Below are 25,748 nucleotides of genomic sequence, written 5' to 3'. Positions count from 1 at the left end.
TATGTAGCAGCATCAGTATTTTTAGCAAAGTTTATGTTCTCAAAAGAATAAGTTATATTTAGATCTTAAGGTTACGCATAATTTGGGATTATCTTTTACAAGATAGTCCTTTTTTATGTGAAAAATAGATTATAATAATGGAAATTGAAATTTTTTTGCTGATTAGGTAAAATATAATTTATAAACTTTATGAATTAATACACATTAATTTTATTAAACAATAGGGGGATGCCATGGTAAATGTATTAGTTGTGGAAGATGATGAAATAGAAAGGAAGAATTTAGCTAAAATAATATTTGAATGTGACAAAAATATAAGAGTGTTTGAAGCTTCTAGTAAATATGAATCATTAAAGATTATAAAAGATATAGCAATAGATTTTTTTTATATAGATATTGCACTTAATGACTCTTCTGGAATTGATCTTGCACTTGAACTTAGACGTTATGAACAGTACAAGCTAAGTTGGATAATTTTTGTAACATCTAATGAAAAATATATATTGGAAGCATTTAAAAAAACGCACTGTTATGATTATATATTAAAACCTTATGATAAAGAAGACATAATAAAAATGACTAAGTTACTTGTGTCTGGCACTTATGAAGTAAAAAAGTCTTTAAAAATGGATAAATATGTTAGTTTTAATATGTCAAGTGATATAAGTGTTAGAATAAAAGTTAAAGATATTATTTTTATTATGGTAAATTTAAGAGTGATGACAATATATACTAAAGATAGAATTTATAAATTTAAGAATATGTCACTTAAAAAGGCATTGAATATTATAGACTCTGATTATATAGTTCAAACTCATAGGGCCTATGCAGTTAATATAAATTTTATAAGTAGCATACAAAAGGTTTCTAATAAATCCTGGGAGATAAGTTTTAATTCATGTAAATATAGAGCATTCTTAAGCTATAATTTTAAGGTTAAGATTATGAAAAAAATAGGTGAATACATGTAGGAAAATTAAATGACATTTTTATAAAGATAGAGGAGTGGGTCATATAAATATGTTACAAGAGTTTATTAGCACTTTTTTTGAAGCTACTGCTTTTATGATTTTATGGTCAAAATTCAATTTTGAGAGAAATATAAGTCGTAGTATTGTAGTTAAAAATCTTATTATAGTAGTATTAACGTCATTTGTAGTGCTTTTTACTAATGAAATATTAGGGTCTTATTATAGTATTCTAGTCAATTATTTATTTATAGTATTTATCATTTCTCTTTTGTATCATAAAAGTTTACTTAAAACTTTAGTTCAATTATGTATTAATACAATATTTATAATAATTATTGAGTTAATAATTATATATCCTATTAAGTTTCTTGGATTTAATTTTAATAAAAGTTCATTTGGCATAGTTGAAGGTATAATTCTATGTATTTTGTGTATGATTGTGTATTTTTTTATGCCTAATAATATATTTAAATTTATAAGAAAAATAAATTATATAGTTATAAATTACATAGTTATAAATTTAATTTTATACATAATAATATATAAGGTATTTTGGGAATATGACAAAAAGTTATTGTTAAATAATATAACTATATTTACATGTATATTAATAACTATATTTATATTAAATTTATTTTTATCTCACTATATTGTAAAGATAAATGAGAAGAATAAAGCAATGGAAGTAAATAATAAATACATTCCTATAATTAAAGATGTTACTGAAGAGATAAGACAAAGACAGCATGAGTTTAAAAACCATTTAAATGCTATAAGTGGTATGGTACAGGTATTAGATGGAAACGAATTAAAGGATAATTTATTAAAATATATAAAATCATTGAACAATTTTATTCAAGATATAGAAAAGGTAGCTTATATAGATAATATTATTTTAAGATCTATTATATATATTAAATTAAGAGAAGCAAAGACTCGTAGGATTAAGTTTTCGTACAATGTGTCAAATGAACTATCAGATTGGAAAATCCAGGATTATGAGTTATCTGAAGTAATAACAAATATGCTTAATAATGCATTTGAAGCTGTAATGGACAAAGAACGTAAGATTGTTATATTAGATATATACAAAGATGGAGAAAAAAATGTTATTGAGGTTAAAAATACTATTGATTCAATAGATAATAGTGTCTTAAGAAATATGTTTAAAAGAGGATTTTCCACAAAGAAGGGTAAAGATAGAGGATATGGTCTTTATAATACTAAAAAGATAGTTGAGTCCAATGAAGGAAGGATTCAGCTATCTTTAGAAGATAATGTAATATGCTTTAGAATATTACTTTAAAAGACTTTTAGGTGGTTTAGGTTCTCCAAATAGGAAAAGTGAATAAGAATTACTTACAAGAACAGCAAAAGCTGATAGAAAAAATCCACATTGTGTTAAAATTAATTTCTTATTAAACTTATTTTTCATTTTAGATACCTTCTCTCTTTAAATATATTAGTTGAGGCAATTGAATTAAAATTGTTAAAAATCCACAGTTTACATATGAACTATTATGAATAAAGAATAACAGAATAATCATCCAAAAAGATGTAAGACAAGTTGAGATTATTTTAAAATGCAAAATTCTCTTTTTATTTTTTGTAGGTCTTAGCTTGTTTTTGCAAGGACTTTTAAGTAAAAATGTGGTTATGCTAATTACAGCAAGGATATAATAAACCTCAATATTAAACTTAGGAACTAAAGGAGCAAGTATTGAAGTACATAAGAAGAAAATAGTTGTAGAAAATAGACAACTCAATGTTGAATTGCTATGATATCCTCCTGAAAAAGTCCTTGTTGAAAGTAATATTGCTAAGGAAAACAAAAAGTAATTTAATTTTCCAATAATTGAAAATAGTATTAATAATATTACAATCTTAAAAGTTTCATTTAAAATAATCTGCAATGAATAGTTTATCTTTTCAATATCTTCTGGATTGGTTATGTAACTGTTTTCTTTTATATATAATGTAAACTTATCTGCAAAACTTTTTAACATTTGAATCACCTATGTTTTATATATATCATAATTAAATATTTATGTAAATGATTTATACATAAAAGGGAAAAAAGCAAACATAAAAGGAATGTGTCTTACAAAAAATACTTTTTATATTTATTTTTATATGATTTTAAAATTAATAGATTTAAAAGAATGCACAAATATAGTGCATATAAAATATTATAATCATATAAAAAATAGTATAATGGGGAGTAAAAATTGATTTATTTTAATTATCCATGTACATGGAGTCATGTGAGTCACAATTTTAATTTTACAAGAAGTAATTGTGAAAATTTATATTTAGAAGAGCAAAAGTTAATACCTGATAAATTTAGCATATCATATCCAGTAATAAAAAACGTAAAAGATAAAGAGTCTATAAAAAAGATAAATGATAGTATCACAACTTGTGTAAGTAAACTTTTTAAAGATCAAGTTCTTATACCTGCAGTTGTAAATTTTACAGATGTAATTGGAAACTACGAAACAATGGTTAATAAAAATCAAGTGCTTAGTATACTTTTTAATATGGCAACTTATGTGTATAAAGCGGCTCATGGATTTACAAAGTATTCCGCTATAACTGTAAATACAACTACAGGACACATATATACATTTAATGAATTATTCAATCCAAAGATAAATTATGTAGAGATTATAAATAATCTTGCAAAAGAGTACATTGAAGAAAATAATATTCAGCTTATTAATGAATATAAAGGTGTAGTAGATAATCAAGAATATTATCTTACTGATAATTCACTTGTACTATTTTACCAGATATACGAATATACACCATATTATTATGGAATTTTCAAAATAAGTATTCCCTATGAAAAAATAGAAAATATTATTGGACCTATGAGTCCTATAAATAAGCTTATAAAAAAATAAATATAAATATTTAAAGTTATAAAGGTCATCTGTTAAGGTGACCTTTATAACTGATTATAATATTTTTGCTATTTCAGATATGTTAGCTGTACAGGCGTTTAATTCTTCTGCAGAGGCAGCAATTTCCTGTGTAGCTGAAGCTTGAATATTAGATATATCTGTAGTTTCATTAACACGTTTTTCTAAATTTGATACAAGATTATTTATGTTAACTAAAAGATTTTTTATGCTTGTTACAGCTTCAGAACTTTCTTGTGACATTTTCTGAATTTGGCTTGCGACAACTGAAAAACTTGTGCCATATTCACCAGCTCGTGCAGCTTCTATAGCAGCGTTTAGTCCTAATAGTTTTGTATTTCGTGAAATATTATTTATAAAATCTAATATTTTATGAGTATTTTCAATATGTTTTATAATCTGTTTTGAAAATTTATATATAGGGGTACCTTGGACTGAGGTTGACTATTTGGTAGGTTTAAATACGAGTTTGCCTTTATATAGACAGTTAAAGAAAGATTTTCCAGAGGTTTCAGCAGTAAATGCTATGTATACTCATGGGATGGGAGTTATTATTTCTACTAAATCAAGATTTGGTGGTTATGGAAAGTCTGTGGCAATGAGACTAATATCAACTCCCCATGGCATGCCATATTCAAAGATAGTTGTTGTAGTTGATGAAACTGTAGATCCTTTTAATCTTGAACAGGTAATGTGGGCTTTAACTACAAGAGTTAGACCTGATAAAGATGTAGTTCTTATTCCAAATTCACCGGGAATTCCACTTGACCCTTCATCTGATCCACCAGGAATGAATACAAAGCTTATTATTGACGCAACTACACCAGTATATCCAGATAAAAGTATGGATGTGAACACATTGGATACGCCTTCGAAATCCGATTATTGGTTAAGTTATATGAAAAATATACTTAAAAACTCAAGGAGGAATAAATAGATGATTTGTCCAAGATGTGATTCTGAAAATGTTAAATTAATGACTAAGGCACCTAAGGATAATGCATGGGAAGTATATATATGTGAGGATTGCTATTTTTCATGGAGATCTACAGAAGATGAATACATAAAAGATCCGAATAAGTACGATAAAAGATTTAAAATAAATAGAGAAAAAATACAGTCCCTTCAAGTGATGCCTCCAATCCCAGATATCATTGATAATGAGGATTAAATTTTAAATGATAGAGATAAATGAAAAAATTAACAGAATAGAACTTAATATGAAAGCAGTGCAAATGGGAAAAGACTTGTGTATAATTTTAACTGGAGGAAAAGAGCATATAGTGGTAATTTTTTAGTATGCTGCGGTATACACTTTGATAATATAACAAAGCAGGAAATAATTCAGATAAAAGATTTATCACTAAAAATGATAGGAGAATTATGTGTAAAATTAGGAGTTAAATGATGAATTTATATATATTGGAGGAAATAATATGGAAATTGTGGTTGGGATTACAGGTGCTACAGGAGTTATATATGGAATAAAACTTATGGAAGCTTTAAATGATATTGAGAATGTAAATGTCCATCTTGTTATAAGTGAATGGGGAAAAGAAAATATAAGGATAGAAACAAATTATTCAATTGAGTATCTATATAATTTAGCAGAGTATGTATATGATTATAAGGATTTAGGTGCAAGTATATCTAGTGGATCATTTTTTACTGATGGTATGGTTATTTTGCCTTGTAGTATGAAAACTTTAAGTTCAATTGCAAATGGCTTTGATGACAATTTAATTTCTAGAGCAGCTAGTGTTATGATTAAAGAAGGAAGAAAACTGATTTTATGTCCTAGAGAAACTCCACTTAGTTCTATACATTTAGAAAACATGTTAAAACTTTCAAAAATGGGAATTAAAATGCTTCCACCTATGCCTGCGTTTTATAATAATCCATCTACAATTGATGATATTGTGAATCATCATATAATGAAAGTACTTGATCAATTTAAAATTCATTGTAACTTTGCACAAAGATGGGTCAAAAAGTTGGTATAATATTGAGAAGTATATTTATAAAGATAATAATAGAACTGACATACTAAGAAACTAGTATGTCAGCCACATTGTTATAAAAGTTAGTATTTAAGTTTATATTTCCAATTATTAATCCCACCAAAATTCCATATTGATTTAAATCCTAATTTATTTAGTATATTATAAGCTTGCCTTGATCTTATGCCACTTGCACAGTACACTACAATATGTGTATCTAATGGCAAGTTCATTTTTTTTATAGAATCCTTGAAATCCTGAAGAGGTATATTTATGCTATTTGGTATATGACCTTCTGCATATTCTTCTTTTGTTCTCACATCAATTAATTTTACAGAAGTTGAACCTTCCATCATTTTCTTTAATTCTTCTGATGATAGTTTATTTGATTGTTTAATGAATAAATCTAAAAGTCCCATGTGTCTACCTCCCGATTTAATAGTTTTAGTTATATAAATAGATTTACATTTGAGTCTTCAGCTTTTCCAAGATAATAACCAACTCCACCTACTCTTACACCATCTATAAGTTCTTCTTTTTTTATTCCCATAACATCCATAGACATTTGACACGCAACTATATCTACACCACTGTCAATAGCTGATTTAATTAAATCTTCAAGAGAAGTTATATTTTTATTTTTCATAACTTTTCTTATCATTTTAGGACCTATTCCCATCATATTCATTTTAGATAATTTTAGTTTTTTAGTTCCACGAGGCATCATAAATCCAAACATTGAATCAATAAAACTCTTTTTAATAGATTGTTTTTCAGGTTTTCTTAAAATATTAAGTCCCCAGAAAGTAAAGAACATAGTTACTTTTTTACCCATTGAAACAGCTCCGTTTGCTATGATGAAAGAAGCTATGGCTTTGTCAAGATCTCCACTAAATACAATTAGAGTTTTATTGTCTTTTACATTTGGAATATCTTGTATGTGTCTTTGTAAAATAGAATTATTCTCTACTTTTTTTCTAATAAAAGCAGTAATATTTCCTTTATCCTTGTTTAATTTTAAAAGTTCATTATTTGTGTTTTTACACCAAGATTTTATGTCTTCATAGAATCCTGGATCTGATGCGGTTACTTTTAAAGTTTCTCCATCTTTTAAGTCATCTACTGCAGACTTTACTTGCATAAGTGGTCCAGGACAACAAAGCCCACATGCATCAAGTGTTTTATCATATTTCAGTGTGCCTGAATTAGTTTTGGATCCATTTGATTTTGAATCCATTTCTGAACCATCATTAGAAGGATTAGAATCCATTTTTTGAGGCTTATCTGGAGAAAAGTTTAGTATAGACATACTTTTGTATCCTCCGGTAATATTTTTTACTTTGAATCCATTTTGTGAGAGTATTCTAGCTGCGATATAGCCTCTTTGTCCAACTTGGCAGTATTCAATAATTTCTTTATTTTTGTCGAGTTCACCAAGTCTTTCTCTTAGATTATCTACAGGAATATTTAATGCACCATCAATGTGTCCGTTATTAAATTCAATATCAGTACGCACATCAAGTAGTGTTACATTGCTTTTATCATAGTTTGAGAACTCTTTAGGAGTGACAATATCCATTTTCCCAGATATAACATTTTCAGCAACAAATCCAGCCATATTTACGGGATCTTTTGCAGAGGAAAAAGGTGGAGCATAGCAAAGTTCAAGCTCAGTAAGATCGAATACAGTACCACCAAGTCTCATTGTGGTAGCAATTACATCAATTCTTTTATCTACTCCTTCATAGCCAATAGCTTGTGCACCAAGAATTGTCCCTTTGTCATTAAATATTAATTTTAATGTTAGAGGAAATGCTCCAGGATAGTAAGATGCATGGGAAACAGGATGAACATATATAGCTTTATGAGGTATATTCAATTTATCTAAGGTTCTCTCATTATTTCCTGTACTTGCTGCAGTTAGATCGAAGATTTTAATTATTGCACTACCTTGTGTACCTTTATAGGTTGAATTCAATCCTGCTATATTATCTGCAGCTATTCTTCCTTGTTTATTTGCAGGACCAGCAAGAGGTATAGCAGTATTTTTCTTATTTACAAAGTCAACTATTTCAACTGCATCTCCTACAGCATATATATTTTCTATATTTGTTTGCATTTTTTCATTAACTAGTATATGACCTTTTGCTCCAAGATTTATTTTACTATCTTTTATAAAATCTGTATCTGGAGTTACTCCAATTGCCAATATTACAATATCTGATAGTATTTTTTTATCGCTGTTTAAAGTAACTTCTATATTTTCTCCTTTGTCTTCAAAAGATTTTACTCCATCAGAAAGTATAAGATTTACATTGTTGTCTACAAGCTCTTTTTCTGCATTGACTACTATATCAGAATCAAATGGAGCAAGAATGTGTGGAGCAGCTTCAACTAATGTGACATTTAGTCCTCTTTCTTTTAAGTTTTCAACCATTTCCACTCCTACATAACCGCCACCTATAACAAGGGCATTTTTTATATTATTTTTATCTACAAAAGATTTTATCCTATCGGTATCTGGAATGTTTCTCAAAGTGAAAATTTTATTGCTGTCTATACCAGGAATATTCGGTCTTATTGCCCTCGAACCTGGAGATAGCACTATATAATCATAGCTTTCTTCATATATTCCTCTGTCTTTGCTATTTACTGTTACTATTTTTTTGTCAACGTCAATACCTGTAACTTCACTATTTATTCTTATATCTATATTAAATCTTTCATTCATGCTTTCAGGAGTTTGTACTATAAGTTTTTCTCTTTCTTTTATTGTTTCGCCTATATAATAAGGCAATCCACAATTTGCAAAAGAAATGTAGTTACCTTTTTCAAACATTATTATTTCTGCATTTTCATCTAATCGTCTAAGTCTTGCAGCAGCGGAAGCACCTCCAGCTACACCACCTATTATTAATACTTTTTTATTCATTATAATCCTCCTTAATTTTAATTAAATTTGTATATTACAAAATAGAAATTTTCCTTGTTACTTAATCGAATAAAACTTTAATCAATCTAACTACCATTTGATTTGATACGCTATAATTAATTTCAAGTCCATTTCGTTTTCCTTCTATAATTCCAGCTGTTCTTAATTTTTGAATATGCTGTGATAATGTAGATTGAGGAATATCAAGACAACTTTGCATATAATTTACATTGCACTTTCCCTTTTCAATAAGGCCTCTTACAATGCACAACCTTACTGGATGTGCTAATGCTTTTAAAATTTCAGCTTTTTGGCTGTATTTTTTAAAATTTTTATCTATACCATCCATAGTGAGTCTCCTTTTTCTCAGGTGTATTTTATATATCGTTATATCTATATATTACGATATATAGATATAAAAGTCAATGATAATGTGAAAATATTAACTTAAAAATAAAAAGACACAGAAAATAGTTTCTGTGTCTTTTGTGATATTTGTAGTTATACTTGTCCATTTAATATTTGTACAGCTATACTAACAACAGTTACAGTAAACCATACAATGAGACCTAGAAATATTGGTTTAACTCCTGATTTGGTCATTTCTTTAAAATTTGAACTTAGGCCAACTGCAGAAAGTGCCATTACAATTAGAAATTTTGCAAGAATATTCGTAAAATTTATTATGCTTTTATTAAATACTCCAAGGGTGTTTAGAACTGAAAAACCTATAAACCACAATATAAACCATGGAAATATGCTTTTAAAATTATAATTTACAGAATTATTATTTTTAATAGCAGTACGTTTCTTTTTTAATGACATTATAATTGTAAATACAATTGATACAGGTATTATCATAGTTGTTCTTGTAAGTTTTACTATAGTAGCATATGAACCTGCAGCATTGCTAAAGGCATATCCTGCAGCTACTACTGAAGAAGTATCATTTATAGCAGTTCCTGCTAAAAGACCGAAGGCCTTATCAGAAAAATTAAGAAGATGTCCAAGAATTGGAAATATAAAAATTGCAATTACGTTAAATAGAAATATTGTAGATATAGAATATGCAACTTCTGTATCAGAAGCTTCTATAATAGGAGAAATTGATGCTATTGCAGATCCTCCACAAATTGCAGTTCCAACTCCAATTAATGATTTCAGATTAGAATCAATTTTCAGTAATTTTCCAAAAATATGCGCTGTTAAAAACGCGGCAGAAAGTGTAAATACCAATATGTACAATGAATCACTTCCGGTTTTAAATATTTCACTTAAGTTCAATCCGCATCCTAGTGCAACTATGGCCCATTGAAGAATTTTTTTTGATGTAAATCTTATTCCAGGTACAGCAGATAATGGTCTACCAAATATATTGTTAATTATAATCCCAATTAAAATAGCAAATACAGCACCTCCTATTATTGGAAATAAGTTTCCGAGAAATACTGAAACTAAAGCTATAAAAAATGTTAATGCAAGTCCGCTTATGTGTATTTTAAGCCAATTCATATTAATGCTCCTTTCCTATTGATTATTTCATGATATAATGATAACCATAGATAAACTCAAAATCAAATTATATATTTTTATATTAGTATAAGTGTAACTTATATAGTCTTATAAATATATAAATCTTTATTATGTCTGAGGTGTTAATGTTTGCTTGATATTAAATTACTTACATTTATAACTGTTGCAAAAACTAAAAATTATACAAAGTCGGCAGAAATATTGAATATAACACAACCAGCAGTATCCCAACATATTAAATATCTTGAAGATGAATATGGAGTACATCTTATTAAAAGAAATGGAAGAGAATTTGAACTAACTGAAGAGGGATTAATTTTGCTTAAATATGCAGAGGAGATAGAATCATTATATAGTGCTGTTAAAATGAGATTAAAGAATAAATCGGGAATTATTAGAACCTATAATGTAGGTGCTAGCAAAACTATTGGAGGATATGTGCTGCCACAAGTGATTGCGAAGTATAAAAGGATGTATCCTAATATACATATTTTACTTCAGGTAAATAATACTGAAGAAATTTTAGAAAAATTGTTAAGCGGAAAACTTGACTTTGCACTAGTAGAAGGAATGTTTGATAAGAATAAATTTAAATTTAAAAAATTGAAAGATGACGAACTCGTACTAGCAGTTTCGCCAGAAAGTGATTTTGCAAGAAAAAAACAAGTTGATATAGAGGAGATTTTATCTGGAGATCTTATTTTGAGGGAGAAAGGGTCAGGTACTAGAAAAATACTTGAAGATAAACTTATGAAAATTGGATATAATTTAAATAATTCAAATGGATATATGGAAATAGGAAGCATAAGTGCAATTAAGCTGCTTATAGAATCAAATTTAGGTTATTCAATTATTTCAAGGGAAACAATTAAAAAGGAGTTAGAACAAAATACTATAAGAGAAGTAAAAATAAAGGGTGTAAATATATTAAGAGAGTTTAACTTTGTATATTTAAGGGAAGAGGAGTTCATGAATTCATTTATAGAATTTTGCATGGAAAATATTAATAAGTATCAATAGAAAAATTTTGTATTGATTTTATGTTTCATATTAAAATTTATAAAAAATTATTAAATTATAGTAATAAGCAGATGTTTTATGATAAAATTATAAATAATTCATAAGTATATTTATAATTTTATCATATTCTTATTTATTGGCATTTATATTAAATTGAAAGGAGAATTTTAATATGAAGGGTAAAATAGTTCTTGCTGAAGATGAACCTATTACTAGAATGGATATTTCTGAAATGTTGATATCTTCTGGATATGATGTGGTTGGGAAGGCGTCTAATGGACTTGAAGCTGTAGAGTTATGTTGGATAAATAAACCCGATTTAGTTATTATGGATATAAAAATGCCTAAATTAGATGGAATACAGGCCGCCAAAATCATAACAAAAGAAGAACTTTCAGATGGGGTGATTATGCTTACAGCTTATAGCGGCAGGGAGTTTTTGGATAAAGTTAAGGAATTCGGCGCTATTGGATATATTGTGAAACCAATAGATGAAAGGAATCTGATTCCTCAAATTGAGATTGCTATTGCAAAGAGTAGGGAAATAAAAAATATAAAAAACAGTGCAGTTGTTGCAAAGCAGGAAGTAGAAAATATAAAGATAATACACAGAGCCAAAGAAATGCTTATGGATAAGTATTCTATAAAAGAAGATGAAGCTTATAAAAAAATAAGAAAACTTAGTATGGATAGGCAATGTACTATTTTACAGACTTCACGCAATTTAATAGATCGTTATAGGAGAGTAGATTAATATGCTTGAAAAACTGTGCAGGGCCTATACAAATCTATCTTACTCAGATATAAAAATATTGAAAGAAGTAGAAAAGCATCTACAAATTATATCTAATTTAGTCAAGGCGGATATTTTTATTGACTGTTTAACTAGAGAGCAGGATGTTGCAATTGTTGTTTCAGAAGCAAAACCTTTAAACTCAATATCACTATATAAGAACTCTGTTGTAGGAAAATTTGCCCTAATGAAAAATGAACCAGCGGCACTTAGAACTCTTAAAGTAGGAATGGGAACATCGGATTTAAAGGCAATTACACAGGAAAATGTTGTTGTAAGGCAAAATACAGTACCTATTAAAAATAATGCGGATAAAGTAATAGGAGTACTTATAATGGAAAAAGATGTAACAGATGATATAAACAAAAATAGAAATATGGAAATACTATCTGAAACAACAGAACAATTAAGTGAAACACTTATGAATTTAAAAAATGTAGAATTGTCAAATTCAGTTGATTTCAATTTGATAAATGATGGCATAATTATATTTGATAAATGTGGAATTTCAACATATGCAAATCGAATTGCTAAGAATATATATACAAAATTAGGATACAAGGACAGTATAATAGGAATGAAATTTAATAACCTTGCTTTAAGCAAGATAAATTTTTATGAAATCATGGAGAAAAATAATTATCTTTCATATGAAGTTTGCATAGGGAAATTTTCTCTGCAAATAAAATATGCGGTTCTTAAAAAAGATAGCAGTATACATGGAGTTGTTATGCTTATTAAAGATATAACAGATATAAAGGAAAAAGAAAAACAGCTTATTTTAAAATCTGTAGCTATAAGGGAAATACATCATAGAGTTAAAAACAATCTTCAGACCATAGCAAGTATTTAAGATTGCAGTCAAGAAGAATAAATGATTGCGAAGCTAAGAAAGCCTTCAATGATAGTATAGGGAGGATACTGAGTATAGCAATAACACATGAAATATTGGCCAAAAATGGAATTGATAATGTAGATATAAAAACAATGCTTTGTAAAATTAAGGATAATGTATTTAGAAATTTTGTACAGTGTAGCAGAGGTCATATAGATATAAATTTAACTGGAGATAGCTTTTATATTGATTCTGAGAAAGCTACGTCTATAGCTATAGTGTTGAATGAACTTCTTGAAAATTCATTGCAGCATGCATTTGTAAATAAAGACAAGGGTACTATAGATATAATCGTAAAGAAAGGGATTATGTATTCAAATATATCTGTTATAGATAGTGGGGATGGATTTGATGTAAATTCAATTCAAAATGAAAGTTTGGGTTTGAGTATTGTAATATGATAAACTATATATAAATTATAAATGAAATGCAATGGGGCATTTCGTTGAAGTTTTATAATTTACTTAAAATTTTATATTATGTAAGCAATGAAGCTTGAAATATTATATTAAATATTTTAGGCTTCTTTTTGTTTTTATATTAAACAAAAATTTTAAAAGGAGGTATGCCAAATAGTAAAGAACGAGATATTGAGTGTAGGAATTGATATTGGTACAACTACTACACAAATTGTATTTAGCAAGATAATACTCAAAAATACAGCAAGTTCTTTTCTTGTACCAAAAGTTGAGATAGTAAATAAGAATATAGTATATAGAAGTAAAATTTATTTTACACCGCTTATATCTAGAAATGTTATAAATTTAGAAAAATTAAAACAAATCATATCTGAAGAATATAATAGAGCAGGTATAGGAAAAGATCAGGTATCAACAGGTGCAATAATAATAACAGGAGAAACCGCAAGGAAAGAAAATGCAAAAAGAGTTTTGAATGTTTTATCAGATTTTGCTGGAGATTTTGTAGTAGCAACTGCCGGTGCCGATTTGGAGTCAATACTTGCAGGTTTTGGTTCAGGAGCTAGGGAACTATCTAAAAACACTTGTGAAAAAGTTATAAATTTTGATATAGGAGGAGGCTTATACAGTTTGACAATAGTGGAAATGTAACTTATATATCTGAGAAAATAAAAAACATAATACAAAAGCTTAATTTAAACATAACTGTTGGATATAAACCTTATATAGATGATTTATATAAGCTTTCGGAGGAATTTGCACAAATTATTTTGAAAATTGCAAATAATGAACATTTATCTAAAATTGAAGAGGAACTTTTTATTCAACACAAAAATAAACAGTTGAGGTCAAAAATATTTACCTTTTCTGGAGGAGTTGCAGAATTTGTATATAGCAATAGTAAATTTAATTCAATGGAAGATATTTTAAAATACAAAGATATAGGACCTATTTTAGGTGAGTGTATAAAAAATATTTTTGAAAAAGGAAATTATAAACTTGTCAAAGCGAAAGAAAAGATAAGGGCTACAGTAATAGGAGCAGGGAATCATTCTATAAAGTTAAGTGGAAGTACAGTGAATTTTGATAAGGATATACTTCCAATAAAAAATATACCTATTATAAAAATAAAAGATAGTATGTTTAAAAATGTAAAAAATATTTATGAATATGTATCTAAAAGAATTAAAGTTTATGATAACTCTATAGCTGCACTGGCTTTTAAAGGTCCTAAAAGTCCAAAGTATAGTGATATAGATGAAATGGCCAAGCTAATAGTGGAATGTTCTCAATCTTTGAAAAATTCCCCAATTATAATTATTGCGGAAAATGATTTTGCAAAGGCACTTGGACAATCAATAAAAATAAAAACTAAATTTAATAGAAAAGTTATATGTTTGGATGGAATTTCAACTGAAAATGGCGATTATATTGACATTGGAAAACCAGTTTTGGATGTGGTACCAGTTGTTGTAAAAACTTTGATATTCAATAATTGATATAAAATTATAGGAGGAGATTTTAATGAAAAGTGAATTGAAAAAAACATTAACTCCATTTCAACTATGGGCTATTATAGTTGGTATGGTTATATCGGGAATGTATTTTGGGTGGAATAATGCCCTAGCATTTGCAGGACCAGTTTCATTTATAATAGCAATAATAATTGTAACTCTTTTTTATACAGCTTTCATGTTTAGTTATGCAGAACTTGCTACTGCAATACCAGATGCTGGAGGATCAGCTGAATATGCAAGTAGGGCAATGGGAAGATTTGGAGGATTTTTGGCTGGATTTTCATCTATAGTAGAGTTTTTGTTTGCAACTCCGGCCATAGCTATATCAATTGGAGCATATATACATTTTATAATACCTGTAATACCTATAACTGGAGCTGCGCTTGTATCTTATGGAATATTTGTACTTATAAATTGTGGAGGTGTAAAAACAGCAGCCATAATAGAAACTATTGTTACTATAGTTGCTCTTGCTGGCCTTTTAATATTTGCAGGTGCAAGTTTTACACATATTGATACTACAAAAATAGTTGGAGATGGTGCATTTAGAGGAGGATTTTCAGGAGTATTTAACGCTATACCTTTTGCTATATGGTTTTATTTGGCAGCAGAAGGTGGAGCAATGTCTGCAGAAGAGTGTAAGAATCCAAAGCGAGATATTCCAAAGGGATTTATACTTGCAATACTTACATTAGTTGTTTTAGCCATTGTAACATTTGTGTGTACAGCAGGAGTAATGGATGCTAAAACACTTGGATCTACTGATTCTCCTATACCTGATGCACTTGATTCAATATATGGTGAGAGAAATGTATTTTCAAAAATCATGAGCTTTGTAGGATTATTTGGACTTGTAGCAAGTTTGCATGGAATAATAATAGGATACTCAAGACAGATATTTGCAATGTCTAGATCAAGATATTTACCTAAATTTTTATCAAAGATAAATTCAAAAGCAGCACCTGTAATGGCAACAGTAGTTCCAAGTCTTATAGGAATGTTATTTGTACTTTTAAACAGTACTGCAATAATTATAGTGATTTCAAGCTTTGGAGCTATCATACTTCATGCTATAAGCATGATTGCACTTCTAATGCTAAGAAAAAAGGAGCCAAATTTGGAAAGACCATATAAAGTATCTATAAGTCTTCCTATAATATCTATTTTGCTTGATATTGTCTTGTTTATAACTGTTGGTTATGCAAATATTTCAACAGTAACTTTTGTAGTGGTAGCTTATATAATTGCAATTGCATACTACTTCATATATTCTAGATTTACAACTAGAGGGGAAATTTCTATGGCAGATGAAGCTTTAGATAATGATATAAAGAAGGACAAAGCTATTTAATATAATATAACATATAAGACAGGTGATAATATGAATTTGAAAACTATTCTATTTGATAGGATATATTCTTTTGATAGTATAAAAGAAGTATTGGCAAAAGCAAATGAAGAAAAATCAGGTGATAAGTTAGCTAAAATTGCAGCTGAAAATGCTGAAGAAAGGATTGCAGCTAAGATTGTTTTATCTGAATTAACTCTTGAAGATTTGAGAAACAATCCTGTAATTCCCTATGAGGAAGATGAAGTAACTAGGTTGATACAAGATCAATTGGATATTAATGCTTATAATAAAATTAAACATATGACAGTAGGAGAACTTAGAGAATTTATATTGAAATCAAAAGAAAGTGATATAAAGAAAATTAGAGATGGATTAACTTCAGAAATGATATCAGCTGTTACAAAACTTATGAGTAATATGGATCTTGTATATGCCGCTCATAAAATTTGTAATACAGCATACTGTAATACAAGAATAGGTGAAAGAGGAACTCTTTCTTCAAGGATTCAGCCAAATCATCCTACAGATGATATAGAAGGAATAATGGCTTCAGTAATGGAAGGAATTAGCTACGGAGTAGGTGATGCTGTAATTGGGCTAAATCCAGTAAATGACAGTATAGATAGTGTATCAAGAATATTAAGTGAATTCAATAAATTTATTGAAAAGTGGGACATACCAACTCAAAATTGTGTTCTTGCACATGTAACTACCCAAATGGAAGTTTTAAAGAGGCAAGTACCAATGGATTTGATGTTCCAAAGTATAGCAGGTTCTGAAATATCAAATAAAAGTTTTGGAATAAATATAGAGCTTATGGATGAGGCATATGAACTTATGAAGGAAAAGAAACATTCAAAGGGAAACAATTTTATGTATTTCGAAACAGGTCAAGGATCAGAACTTTCATCAAATGGAAACAATGGAGCAGATCAACTTACTATGGAAGCCAGATGCTATGGATTTGCAAAAAGATATAAACCATTTTTGGTAAATACAGTTGTTGGATTTATAGGACCTGAATATTTATATGATGGAAAACAAGTTATAAGAGCTGGTCTTGAAGATCACTTTATGGGAAAACTTACAGGACTTCCAATGGGAGTTGATGCATGTTACACAAATCATATGAAGGCAGATCAGAATGATATTGACAACTTATCAATGCTTTTGACTAATGCAGACTGTACTTATTTTATGGGGGTTCCATGTGCTGATGATGTAATGCTCATGTATCAGTCTACAAGTTATCATGATATTGCATCACTTAGAGAAATTACAGGAAAAACTCCAATTAAGGAATTTGAAAACAGGATGGAGGAACTTGGTATACTTAAAAATGGTAAGCTTACAGAGATAGCTGGGGATCCTGCACTGTTTTTTCAAAAATCAATAATTTGATAGGGTGAGAATTTATGGATGGCAATTATGAATTATATAGACGTATGAAAGAATCAACAAATGCAAGGATTTGTGTTGGAAGGTCAGGAAGTAGGTATAAAACAGAAACTCTTCTGAAACTTAGGGCAGATCATGCTATTGCAATGGATGCAGTTTGGTCTGAAGTAGATGAAACTGTTGTAGATAAGCTTAATTTTTTAAAAGTTAAAACAAAGGTGAGAGATAAAGAAGAATATATACAAAGACCTGATCTTGGTAGGGAATTTTCTGATGATACAATTAATTATATAAAAGAAAAATGTATACAAAATCCAGATGTTCAGATAATAGCAGGAGATGGGCTTAGTTCTCCAGCAATTACAGCTAATTTAGAAGATGTATATTGCATAATAAAAGATGGCATTGAGGCATATGGATACAAGATTGGAACACCTATATTTGTAAAATATGCAAGAGTTGCTACAATGGATAAAATAAGCGAGGCACTAAATGCAAAAGTTACAATTATACTTATAGGTGAAAGACCTGGACTTGCAACAGGTGAGAGTATGAGCAGCTATATGGCTTATAGAGCAAGTACAAGTAAAGCGGAATCTCAAAGAACAGTTATATCAAATATACACAAAAATGGAACTCCACCTGTTGAGGCAGGAGCTCAAATAGTACATTTTATAGATTTAATGATGAAAAATAAAAAAAGTGGAATAGATTTAAAAATATAGGATTTGAAAACATAGGATATTAATAAATTAGCCTTTTATATGCAAATAAATATTTTTAAGTTATAATTAAGTGGTAATAGTCATTAGAATTTAAAAATATATTTTTTATAAGTGGAAAGGCAGGAATTAATTTATGAAATATCCTATTGATTTACACACACATACTGTAGCAAGTGGGCACGCTTATACTACACTTTTGGAGAATGCAAAATATGCAAGTGAAATAGGACTTGAAGTTTTAGGCACTACAGATCATGCTCCAAGTATGCCTGGTGCACCACATAGGTGGTATTTTGAAAATTTTAAAGCTGTACCACGAGAAATTTATGGAGTTACTATGTTATATGGTTCTGAGGCAAATATTGTTGACTCTGAAGGTAATATAGATTTGCCAGTTAATATACAAGAAGAGATAGATATTATGATAGCTAGTATTCACAATCCTATAATTAAACCAAATAATGATCCTGATTTTAACACCAAGGCTTTTTTAAATGCTATGGAAAATCCAAATGTGGACATTATAGGTCATTGCGGAAATCCAAGTTTTCCAATACATGCAGAAGAAGTAGTTAAAAAGGCAAAGGAAAAGAACATACTTATTGAAATAAACAATAGCTCTTTTGTTAGATCGAGAATTGGAAGCGAGAAAATTTGCACAAATATAGCATCTTTGTGTAAGGAATATGGTGTTAAAATAGTATTAAATAGTGATGCTCATAGTTGTTTTAATATTGGTAATTTTGACGCTGCAATAAGTATGTTAAAGAGTATTAATATGCCGGAGGAACTTATAATAAATAGAAGTAAAGATGAACTATTTAAGTATTTAAATGAAAAAGGAAGAAAAATCAAGTATAGATAGCTCAAACTTTCAATAAGTAACAAATTTAACCTATAGAAATGATTTGCCTGAAAATGGTAGATTGTTTTTATAGGTTAATATTTTAATTTGAGCTGTATTCTCAATATGCAATAGTGTAGCTAAATTATTGTTCAGAATGTTATAATTATTGTATGAAAAGGGCAGGTGATTATTTCATGAATAAAGTGATAGGACTTTTAGCACATGTAGATGCAGGAAAAACTACTTTTGCTGAACAGATATTATATCACACAAAGTGTATAAAGAATTTTGGAAGAGTTGATCATAAAAACTCTTTTTTAGATAGCGATGATATAGAAAAACAGAGAGGAATTACTGTGTTTTCAAATCAGGCTGTTTTTAAATATAATCAATCAACTTACTATTTAATAGATACTCCAGGACATGCAGATTTTTCTCCTGAAATGGAAAGATCAATAGCTGTAATGGACTATGCAATTCTTGTGATAAGTGGAGTAGATGGTCTGCAGGCGCAGACTGAAGTTATATGGAATCTTTTAAGAAAGTACAATATACCTACATTTTTCTTTATAAACAAGATTGACAGGGAAGAAAACAATATGAAATCCATAATGAAAGATATCAATGTAAATTTAACAGATAGTGCATATCTCATATCTTATGAAGATAACTCCAGAATTATTTCAAAGGAACTTATGGAATTTATGGCAGATCGAGATGATGCTCTTTTAGAAAGATACATAGAAGAAGATTATGATGAACTTTTTTGGATAGAATCTTTAAAAAGGATGATAAAAGAAAACAGGATATTTATATGCATGAATGGTTCTGCACTTTTTGATATAGGAATAGATGAATTTTTGGAAAAGCTTGATTTTCTAACTTTTACAAAATATGATAGTAAAGATGACTTAAAAGGGATTGTATACAAGGTAAGACATGATGAGCAGAGAAATAAGCTTGTATATATGAAAATTTTAAGTGGTAGTTTAAAAGTAAAAGATGAAATAGAAATAAATTGTAAAGATGAAGATAAAAAAGTTGTAGAGAAAGTAAATGAAATAAGACTATATAATGGTGATAAGTTTAAAAATATAGATACCGTAAACCCTGGACAACTTGTAGCAGTTAAAGGACTTAAAAGTGCATATGCAGGGTGTGGAATTGGGAAATTAGATAATTATTCAAATTATAATATGGTGCCTGCTTTAAAGTCAAAAGTTATATTTGACAAAAATTTAAATCCTAAAGATGTACTTGAATGTTTTAAGATTTTAGAAGAAGAGGATCCTTCATTAAGAGTTTCATGGAATCAAAAATTACAGGAAATAGAAATTTCTGTTATGGGAACTATTCAGCTTGAGGTGCTAAAAGAAATTGTTGAGAAGAGATTTAAAATAAAAGTTGAATTTGGACCTTGTAAGATTTTATATAAGGAAACAATTTTATCTGAAGCCTATGGATGTGGACACTTTGAACCACTAAGACACTATGCTGAAGTACATTTAAAACTAGATCCAGGAAAGAGAAATACAGGAATTGTGTTTAAAAGTATATGTCATGTAGATACTCTTGATATAAATTACCAAAAGTTAATAAAAAAGCATATTTATGAAAGAGAGCATAGAGGAATACTTACAGGTTCTCCTCTTACTGATATTGTTATAACTCTCGTAGATGGAAGATCACATATAAAGCATACTTCAGGAGGAGATTTTAGAGAAGCTACATTTAGGGCACTTAGACAAGGACTTGAAAATGCGGAAAATATACTCCTAGAGCCATATTACAATATAAATATAAAGGCAGAAGTTAACTATATGGGAAGAATATTGGCTGATATAAAAAAGTTAAGTGGCACATTTAAGGCACCTGAAATTACAAATGATAATGTAGTTATTTCAGCTCGAGGGCCTGTATCTGAATTTATGAACTACACTGTAGAATTTATGTCATTTACTAAAGGAAGAGGAAGAATTAGTATGGTATTTGATGGATATGATGTGTGTCATAATCAAGATGAGGTTATTAAAAAAATATCATATAATAAAGATTCAGATCCTGAATATACTTCATCTTCAGTGTTTTGTTCAAAAGGTCAACCATTTTTAGTAAAGGGAAGTGAAGCAAGGAAATATATGCACTGTCTTAAATAGATTTTAAACTGCTGATAATGTTGAATATCAGCAGTTTAAATTATAATTTTTTCTTTTCAAGAGTTGTAAAACTGTAATTTATGTTATCATCTAAGTGAGTTTCCTTTTCAATTACAGTATAATCCTCTCTATTAAACTTTGGAAAGTAGGTATCACCAGTTTCATTAGAAATTATTTCTGTTAAATATAGTTTTTTGCAGTATGGAATGAATTGTCTGTAAATTTCGCCTCCGCCTATTATAAATACTTCTTCTTTAGAATCCTTATACTTTAAGATGTCATTTATATCATGGATAATCAATACAGAATCTTCTTTAACTGTATAATTTTTATCTCTAGTAATGACTATATGTTTCCTGTTTGGAAGTACTCCAGGGAGAGATTCAAATGTCTTTCTACCCATTACAATTGTTTTTCCTGAAGTTATTTTTTTAAATCTCTTTAAATCCCTAGATATATGCCATATTAAATTATTATCTCTTCCTATAATAAAGTCTTGATTAAGAGCTGCAATTATACTTAGCATTATACAGCTACCTCCATCTTTATTTTGCCATGATGTTTGTAGTCAATAAGTTTTATATCATCTATGGAAAAATCATAAAAATTATCTATTTCAGGATTTATCCATAATTTTGGGGCATCATAGGCCTTATCTTTTCTTGTAAGTTGGAGCTTCATTCCTTCAACTTCATTTTCGTAAATATGTGCGTTATTAATAACGTGTGTGAATAAACCAGGTTTTAATCCTGTTACCTTAGCTATAAGGTGGACTAAAACTGCATATTGACACATGTTAAATGGCACACCTAAAGGAAAATCACCACTTCTTTGAACTAGCATGCAGTTTAATTTATCTCCTTGAACGTCCCAAAGAGTTTCATAGCAGCATGGCTGTAGTGCCATATCTGGAAGATCTGATATATTCCACATTGACATAATCATTCTTCTATTTTGTGGGTCGTTTTTTATAGTATCTATGAGTTTATCAACTTGTTTGAACTTAGCTATTTGATATCCATAGGCTTTACCTATAGTACCATCTTCCATCATCCATTCATCCCATATATGCACATTTTGCTCTTGTAGTTTTCTAACATCATTTGATTGATCTTTATATATCCATAGAAGCTCTTTTACAGCTGTTTTAAAAGCCACAAATTTAGTGGTTAATATAGGGAATTCTTTAGATAAATCAAATTGCATTATTTGGTGTGGAAGTTTGAATGTAGGTATACCTGTTCTGTTTTGATCGTAATATCCATTTTTTAATATATTTTCTATAATATTTAAATATTGCTTATCTGCATTGCTCATGTTATTTCTCCTTTACCAAAAATATTTACAATAAAGATTATAACATAATAAAGTATTTTTGCATTATAGGTAATTTAATTTAAGCCTATATCATATATATTAATTAATTGAAATATAAAACGAATGAAGGGGAGGGAAGCCGCAATAAAAATTATAAGCGGCAAATGTATTGAATTATAAAAGATTTAGTAGGCAAGATAATCCAAAATTAGAGATATTGACTTTAATTATAAGTCTTATATTTGTAATAATTTTACCATATTTAGTTAAGGCAAGTAATACAAGCACTGTTAAAGCTAAAGGAAATATGTTTTATGTTCAAGTGTTAAATTATACAATGCCTGCAGTAAAGGCCACTTGTTTTAATGAAGATGATATGGCAGAAAATAGCTTTTCTTTAGAAAATACGCCACTTGGTATATTTAATATTAATATAAAAAGTCCTCTTTCTGTATTGGAAAATGAAGTAGCTTTTTTAGGAATTAATGATTTCAAAAATAGTGTGACTAAATTTAAATTAGATGATACCCAGATAGCTAAGGCAGATGGAAATGAAAATTTGAGTAGAGGTTCTAGTGTTTTTGATCCAAGTTTAAAGAGAACTATGAATAAAGAAAAACCAGATGTTTTGATATATCACACACATACTACAGAAAGTTATAAGCCTGGAGGTCCGAATAGTTTTGATGATAGTAAAAATGTATGTGCTGTAGGAGATCAACTTGTAGCAGAACTGAAAAAATATGGAATATATGCAATAAATGATAAAACAGTACATGATGCTGAAGCGTATACTCAAAGTTATTCAAGATCTTCAGTAACTTTAGATAAGTACTTAAAAAAATATGGCGACTTTAAGCTTGTAATAGATATGCATAGAGATGCATCAGAAAATAAAAATGCTACTACTATTAATATAAACGGGGAAAATGTAGCTAAATATATGTTTGTTATGGCAAAAAAGAATCCTCACTTTGATAAAAATATGATTTTAGTAAATAAGATATTGGCTTTGTCAAAAAAGCTTTATCCTGGCTTATCAAATGGGGTATACTATTATAACTATGGTACAAGATATTTTAACCAAGATAAAAGCAATAATGCGCTTCTTATGGAAGTCGGATCAGATGTAAATACTACAACTGAATCAAAAGCTACTATGAAGTATGTAGCTAGGATAATTGCCCAAGTTATAGAGTGATAAAATTTTTAAGTAGTAAATATGGGTAGGGAATGTAAGTAGATTTGTATAAAAACAAGTATACTCACATTCCCTAAATTTATTATTAATTGCCCTTATAATAATGATATAGACAATATTGAGAATAAATTTTGTGCTGAAATATAAGTACTTTACATTATATTTATCTTTTCTTCCATATTATTAAATTCCTCATCTACTGATTCATTTGGTTGTTTTGTGAGTAGACTTACAATTACAATAGATATAAGAGATAATGTAAATCCTGGAATCATTTCATATAGATATGATGACAATCCAAATGAAATCCACAATATAACTGTAAATCCACCTAGTAACATTCCTGATAGTGCACCCCATTTATTCATCCGCTTCCAGTACAGGCTTAATAGCAAAACAGGACCAAAAGATGAACCAAATCCAGCCCATGCATGAGCCACAATATTTAAGATAGTCTCATTTTGAACATAGGCAAGTACAATTGCAAAAGCTGATACTATTAGAACAGATATCCTACCTACAAGTACTTGAGTACGTTCTGATGCTTCTTTGTTAAAAAAAGTAAGATAGAAATCTTTTGTTATTGAGCTAGAACATACTAAAAGTTGTGATGAAATAGTACTCATAATTGCGGCAAGCACTGCAGTAAGTATTACACCAGTAATAAATGGATGGAATAATATATATCCAAGACTTAAAAATACCATTTCAGGATCATTTAGAGTTTGGTTGTGTGTTGTAAAATATACAAGTCCTGTAATTCCACTTGATATCGCTCCAAGAAGACCTATAGCCATCCAACCTATGCCAATTCGTCTTGCGGATTTTAGTTCTTTTGCAGATTTAATTGCCATAAAACGAACTACTATATGAGGTTGTCCGAAATAACCTAAACCCCAAGCTAAAAAACCAATTATAGTAGAAAGACTTGCACCTTTAAATATATCAAAAAGGGAAGGGTTAATAGCTGTTACTTTGTGCACAAATGTACTTGGATCTACTCCTATATTCATATATGTAACTAAAGGTACTAAAATTAATGCTATAAACATAAGTGTCCCTTGAAAAAAATCTGTAAGACTTACAGCGAGAAATCCGCCAAAATATGTATAAAGTACAACTATTGAAATTGTAGCTATTACACCAGATGTATAAGTAAGTCCAAATAAATTTTTAAACAGTTTTCCTCCTGCAACAATACCAGATGATACATATAATGTAAAAAAAACAAGTATTATTATTCCAGATACAAGTCTAAGCATATTCTGATTGTCCTTAAATCTATTCTCAAGATAATCTGGAACTGTTAGAGAATTATTTGATATTTCTGTATATATTCTAAACCTTGGGGCAAGTAGACGATAGTTAAAATATGCTCCTATTGTTAAACCTACACCAAGCCATATACTTGAAATTCCTGTAACATATACTGCTCCTGGGAGCCCCATAAGCATCCAACCACTCATATCACTGGCTCCTGCAGAAAGGGCAGTTACAATAGGACCAAGACTTCTATTACCTAGCATATATCCTGAAATGTCATGGGTTTTTTTATAAGAGTGATATCCTATTAAAAGCAGTATAACTAAGTACAAGATAATTGCGACAATTGAATAAGAATTCATTTTAAAGCTCCTTTAATTTATTAATTGACTATTAATTTAAGTATTTTTTAAGCACTTATTTAAATAATAATATATTATCTAATATATTTCCATTGATTTAGTAATTTTCAGAATTTTTATAATG

At 28.7% G+C, this 25,748-nt stretch carries 26 protein-coding genes and 1 pseudogene; 17 read left to right on the top strand and 10 right to left on the bottom strand.

Translation table 11 applies throughout. The features are described 5' to 3' along the window. Positions 1-233: 233 nt before the first annotated feature. Complete coding sequence (locus tag H2684_RS02475; RefSeq protein WP_182087780.1) at positions 234-971, top strand: LytTR family DNA-binding domain-containing protein; 738 nt, start codon at positions 234-236, stop codon at positions 969-971. 679 nt (positions 972-1,650) lie between these two features. Beyond that, entirely contained in the window at positions 1,651-2,277 is a 627-nt protein-coding gene (locus H2684_RS02470) for a GHKL domain-containing protein (protein ID WP_182087779.1), read from the top strand. Here the strand turns inward: H2684_RS02470 and H2684_RS02465 are convergent. Then, entirely contained in the window at positions 2,269-2,406 is a 138-nt protein-coding gene (locus tag H2684_RS02465) for a cyclic lactone autoinducer peptide (RefSeq protein WP_182087778.1), read from the bottom strand. The genes H2684_RS02470 and H2684_RS02465 overlap by 9 nt on opposite strands. Position 2,407: 1 nt before the next feature. Further along, complete coding sequence (locus tag H2684_RS02460; RefSeq protein WP_182087777.1) at positions 2,408-2,977, bottom strand: accessory gene regulator B family protein; 570 nt, start codon at positions 2,975-2,977, stop codon at positions 2,408-2,410. A gap of 222 nt (positions 2,978-3,199) precedes the next feature. Between H2684_RS02460 and H2684_RS02455 the strand changes: the two genes are divergently transcribed. Next, on the top strand, positions 3,200-3,877 hold the full coding sequence (locus H2684_RS02455) for a DUF3298 and DUF4163 domain-containing protein (RefSeq protein ID WP_182087776.1): 678 nt from the start codon (positions 3,200-3,202) through the stop codon (positions 3,875-3,877). Positions 3,878-3,931: 54 nt separating this feature from the next. Here H2684_RS02455 and H2684_RS02450 read toward each other — a convergent pair whose 3' ends face one another. Next, positions 3,932-4,243 (bottom strand): methyl-accepting chemotaxis protein, encoded by a 312-nt coding sequence (locus H2684_RS02450; protein ID WP_347707512.1) that lies wholly within the window; start codon positions 4,241-4,243, stop codon positions 3,932-3,934. Between the two features lie 100 nt (positions 4,244-4,343). On the opposite strand from H2684_RS02450, the gene H2684_RS02445 reads away from it, so the two are divergent. The 3 genes from H2684_RS02445 to H2684_RS02435 all read left to right on the top strand — a co-directional run bounded on the left by H2684_RS02445 (position 4,344) and on the right by H2684_RS02435 (position 5,898). Next, a complete protein-coding gene (locus tag H2684_RS02445; RefSeq protein WP_347707508.1) occupies positions 4,344-4,832 on the top strand; it encodes a hypothetical protein in 489 nt (162 codons plus the stop codon). Continuing rightward, positions 4,833-5,066 (top strand): non-oxidative hydroxyarylic acid decarboxylases subunit D, encoded by a 234-nt coding sequence (locus H2684_RS02440; protein ID WP_182087775.1) that lies wholly within the window; start codon positions 4,833-4,835, stop codon positions 5,064-5,066. 265 nt (positions 5,067-5,331) lie between these two features. After that, positions 5,332-5,898, top strand: a complete 567-nt coding sequence (locus H2684_RS02435) for a UbiX family flavin prenyltransferase (protein WP_182087774.1) — start codon at positions 5,332-5,334, stop codon at positions 5,896-5,898. 80 nt (positions 5,899-5,978) lie between these two features. Here the strand turns inward: H2684_RS02435 and H2684_RS02430 are convergent, their stop codons facing one another. The 4 genes from H2684_RS02430 to H2684_RS02415 form a co-directional block, all read right to left on the bottom strand. Continuing rightward, positions 5,979-6,314 (bottom strand): rhodanese-like domain-containing protein, encoded by a 336-nt coding sequence (locus H2684_RS02430; protein WP_182087773.1) that lies wholly within the window; start codon positions 6,312-6,314, stop codon positions 5,979-5,981. Positions 6,315-6,343: 29 nt separating this feature from the next. Further along, positions 6,344-8,827, bottom strand: coding sequence for a CoA-disulfide reductase (locus H2684_RS02425; RefSeq protein WP_182087772.1), 2,484 nt, complete (start codon positions 8,825-8,827; stop codon positions 6,344-6,346). Positions 8,828-8,888: 61 nt separating this feature from the next. Continuing rightward, complete coding sequence (locus tag H2684_RS02420; protein ID WP_182088042.1) at positions 8,889-9,167, bottom strand: metalloregulator ArsR/SmtB family transcription factor; 279 nt, start codon at positions 9,165-9,167, stop codon at positions 8,889-8,891. A gap of 161 nt (positions 9,168-9,328) precedes the next feature. Further along, on the bottom strand, positions 9,329-10,339 hold the full coding sequence (locus H2684_RS02415) for a YeiH family protein (RefSeq protein ID WP_182087771.1): 1,011 nt from the start codon (positions 10,337-10,339) through the stop codon (positions 9,329-9,331). Between the two features lie 150 nt (positions 10,340-10,489). On the opposite strand from H2684_RS02415, the gene H2684_RS02410 reads away from it, so the two are divergent. From H2684_RS02410 to H2684_RS02370, 10 genes and pseudogenes are all read left to right on the top strand, one after another. Next, positions 10,490-11,380, top strand: coding sequence for a LysR substrate-binding domain-containing protein (locus H2684_RS02410; RefSeq protein WP_182087770.1), 891 nt, complete (start codon positions 10,490-10,492; stop codon positions 11,378-11,380). Positions 11,381-11,552: 172 nt separating this feature from the next. Beyond that, positions 11,553-12,134: a response regulator gene (locus H2684_RS02405; RefSeq protein ID WP_182087769.1), complete on the top strand. Its 582-nt coding sequence runs from the start codon at positions 11,553-11,555 to the stop codon at positions 12,132-12,134. A 1-nt stretch (position 12,135) separates the two neighbouring features. Beyond that, positions 12,136-13,026, top strand: coding sequence for a histidine kinase N-terminal domain-containing protein (locus H2684_RS02400; protein ID WP_243159263.1), 891 nt, complete (start codon positions 12,136-12,138; stop codon positions 13,024-13,026). A 2-nt stretch (positions 13,027-13,028) separates the two neighbouring features. Continuing rightward, positions 13,029-13,469 carry a sensor histidine kinase gene (locus H2684_RS12305; protein ID WP_243159262.1) on the top strand — a complete coding sequence of 147 codons (441 nt, stop codon included), beginning with the start codon at positions 13,029-13,031 and terminating at the stop codon, positions 13,467-13,469. Between the two features lie 189 nt (positions 13,470-13,658). After that, positions 13,659-14,986: pseudogene (locus tag H2684_RS02395) on the top strand (ethanolamine ammonia-lyase reactivating factor EutA). 25 nt (positions 14,987-15,011) lie between these two features. Continuing rightward, positions 15,012-16,355 (top strand): ethanolamine permease, encoded by a 1,344-nt coding sequence (gene eat / locus H2684_RS02390; protein WP_182087768.1) that lies wholly within the window; start codon positions 15,012-15,014, stop codon positions 16,353-16,355. Positions 16,356-16,385: 30 nt separating this feature from the next. Continuing rightward, positions 16,386-17,756 carry an ethanolamine ammonia-lyase subunit EutB gene (locus H2684_RS02385; protein ID WP_182087767.1) on the top strand — a complete coding sequence of 457 codons (1,371 nt, stop codon included), beginning with the start codon at positions 16,386-16,388 and terminating at the stop codon, positions 17,754-17,756. Positions 17,757-17,770: 14 nt separating this feature from the next. Continuing rightward, the gene (gene eutC, locus H2684_RS02380; protein ID WP_182087766.1) at positions 17,771-18,478 is read left to right on the top strand and encodes an ethanolamine ammonia-lyase subunit EutC; all 708 of its coding nucleotides are present in this window, start codon (positions 17,771-17,773) and stop codon (positions 18,476-18,478) included. Positions 18,479-18,611: 133 nt separating this feature from the next. Continuing rightward, positions 18,612-19,343, top strand: coding sequence for a phosphatase (locus H2684_RS02375; protein ID WP_182087765.1), 732 nt, complete (start codon positions 18,612-18,614; stop codon positions 19,341-19,343). A gap of 176 nt (positions 19,344-19,519) precedes the next feature. Further along, on the top strand, positions 19,520-21,481 hold the full coding sequence (locus H2684_RS02370; RefSeq protein WP_182087764.1) for a TetM/TetW/TetO/TetS family tetracycline resistance ribosomal protection protein: 1,962 nt from the start codon (positions 19,520-19,522) through the stop codon (positions 21,479-21,481). 40 nt (positions 21,482-21,521) lie between these two features. Here H2684_RS02370 and H2684_RS02365 read toward each other — a convergent pair whose 3' ends face one another. Continuing rightward, positions 21,522-22,007 (bottom strand): dihydrofolate reductase, encoded by a 486-nt coding sequence (locus tag H2684_RS02365; protein ID WP_182087763.1) that lies wholly within the window; start codon positions 22,005-22,007, stop codon positions 21,522-21,524. Beyond that, on the bottom strand, positions 22,007-22,798 hold the full coding sequence (locus tag H2684_RS02360) for a thymidylate synthase (RefSeq protein WP_182087762.1): 792 nt from the start codon (positions 22,796-22,798) through the stop codon (positions 22,007-22,009). The genes H2684_RS02365 and H2684_RS02360 overlap by 1 nt, the downstream gene beginning before the upstream one ends. Before the next feature lie 169 nt (positions 22,799-22,967). On the opposite strand from H2684_RS02360, the gene H2684_RS02355 reads away from it, so the two are divergent. After that, positions 22,968-23,999, top strand: a complete 1,032-nt coding sequence (locus H2684_RS02355) for a stage II sporulation protein P (RefSeq protein WP_182087761.1) — start codon at positions 22,968-22,970, stop codon at positions 23,997-23,999. A gap of 152 nt (positions 24,000-24,151) precedes the next feature. Here the strand turns inward: H2684_RS02355 and putP are convergent, their stop codons facing one another. Beyond that, on the bottom strand, positions 24,152-25,624 hold the full coding sequence (putP, locus tag H2684_RS02350) for a sodium/proline symporter PutP (RefSeq protein ID WP_182087760.1): 1,473 nt from the start codon (positions 25,622-25,624) through the stop codon (positions 24,152-24,154). Between the last annotated feature and the right edge of the window lie 124 nt (positions 25,625-25,748).

This window comes from Clostridium sp. cel8, from assembly GCF_014050525.1.
Taxonomy (GTDB): domain Bacteria; phylum Bacillota; class Clostridia; order Clostridiales; family Clostridiaceae; genus Clostridium_B.
The sequence above is the reverse complement of the archived record's forward strand: the minus strand, read 5'-3'. Positions and strand labels throughout refer to the sequence as shown.

Excerpts from the sequence above, each read along its gene's own strand:
- H2684_RS02360 (WP_182087762.1), bottom strand. The coding sequence starts at position 22,798 with ATGAGCAATGCAGATAAGCAATATTTAAATATTATAGAAAATATATTA.
- H2684_RS02385 (WP_182087767.1), top strand. The coding sequence starts at position 16,386 with ATGAATTTGAAAACTATTCTATTTGATAGGATATATTCTTTTGATAGT.
- H2684_RS02405 (WP_182087769.1), top strand. The coding sequence starts at position 11,553 with ATGAAGGGTAAAATAGTTCTTGCTGAAGATGAACCTATTACTAGAATG.
- H2684_RS02460 (WP_182087777.1), bottom strand. The coding sequence starts at position 2,977 with ATGTTAAAAAGTTTTGCAGATAAGTTTACATTATATATAAAAGAAAAC.
- H2684_RS02365 (WP_182087763.1), bottom strand. The coding sequence starts at position 22,007 with ATGCTAAGTATAATTGCAGCTCTTAATCAAGACTTTATTATAGGAAGA.
- H2684_RS02430 (WP_182087773.1), bottom strand. The coding sequence starts at position 6,314 with ATGGGACTTTTAGATTTATTCATTAAACAATCAAATAAACTATCATCA.
- H2684_RS02470 (WP_182087779.1), top strand. The coding sequence starts at position 1,651 with ATGGAAGTAAATAATAAATACATTCCTATAATTAAAGATGTTACTGAA.
- H2684_RS02415 (WP_182087771.1), bottom strand. The coding sequence starts at position 10,339 with ATGAATTGGCTTAAAATACACATAAGCGGACTTGCATTAACATTTTTT.
- putP (WP_182087760.1), bottom strand. The coding sequence starts at position 25,624 with ATGAATTCTTATTCAATTGTCGCAATTATCTTGTACTTAGTTATACTG.
- H2684_RS02475 (WP_182087780.1), top strand. The coding sequence starts at position 234 with ATGGTAAATGTATTAGTTGTGGAAGATGATGAAATAGAAAGGAAGAAT.
- H2684_RS02375 (WP_182087765.1), top strand. The coding sequence starts at position 18,612 with ATGAAATATCCTATTGATTTACACACACATACTGTAGCAAGTGGGCAC.
- H2684_RS02440 (WP_182087775.1), top strand. The coding sequence starts at position 4,833 with ATGATTTGTCCAAGATGTGATTCTGAAAATGTTAAATTAATGACTAAG.
- H2684_RS02370 (WP_182087764.1), top strand. The coding sequence starts at position 19,520 with ATGAATAAAGTGATAGGACTTTTAGCACATGTAGATGCAGGAAAAACT.
- H2684_RS02425 (WP_182087772.1), bottom strand. The coding sequence starts at position 8,827 with ATGAATAAAAAAGTATTAATAATAGGTGGTGTAGCTGGAGGTGCTTCC.
- eutC (WP_182087766.1), top strand. The coding sequence starts at position 17,771 with ATGGATGGCAATTATGAATTATATAGACGTATGAAAGAATCAACAAAT.
- H2684_RS02465 (WP_182087778.1), bottom strand. The coding sequence starts at position 2,406 with ATGAAAAATAAGTTTAATAAGAAATTAATTTTAACACAATGTGGATTT.
- H2684_RS02400 (WP_243159263.1), top strand. The coding sequence starts at position 12,136 with ATGCTTGAAAAACTGTGCAGGGCCTATACAAATCTATCTTACTCAGAT.
- eat (WP_182087768.1), top strand. The coding sequence starts at position 15,012 with ATGAAAAGTGAATTGAAAAAAACATTAACTCCATTTCAACTATGGGCT.
- H2684_RS02435 (WP_182087774.1), top strand. The coding sequence starts at position 5,332 with ATGGAAATTGTGGTTGGGATTACAGGTGCTACAGGAGTTATATATGGA.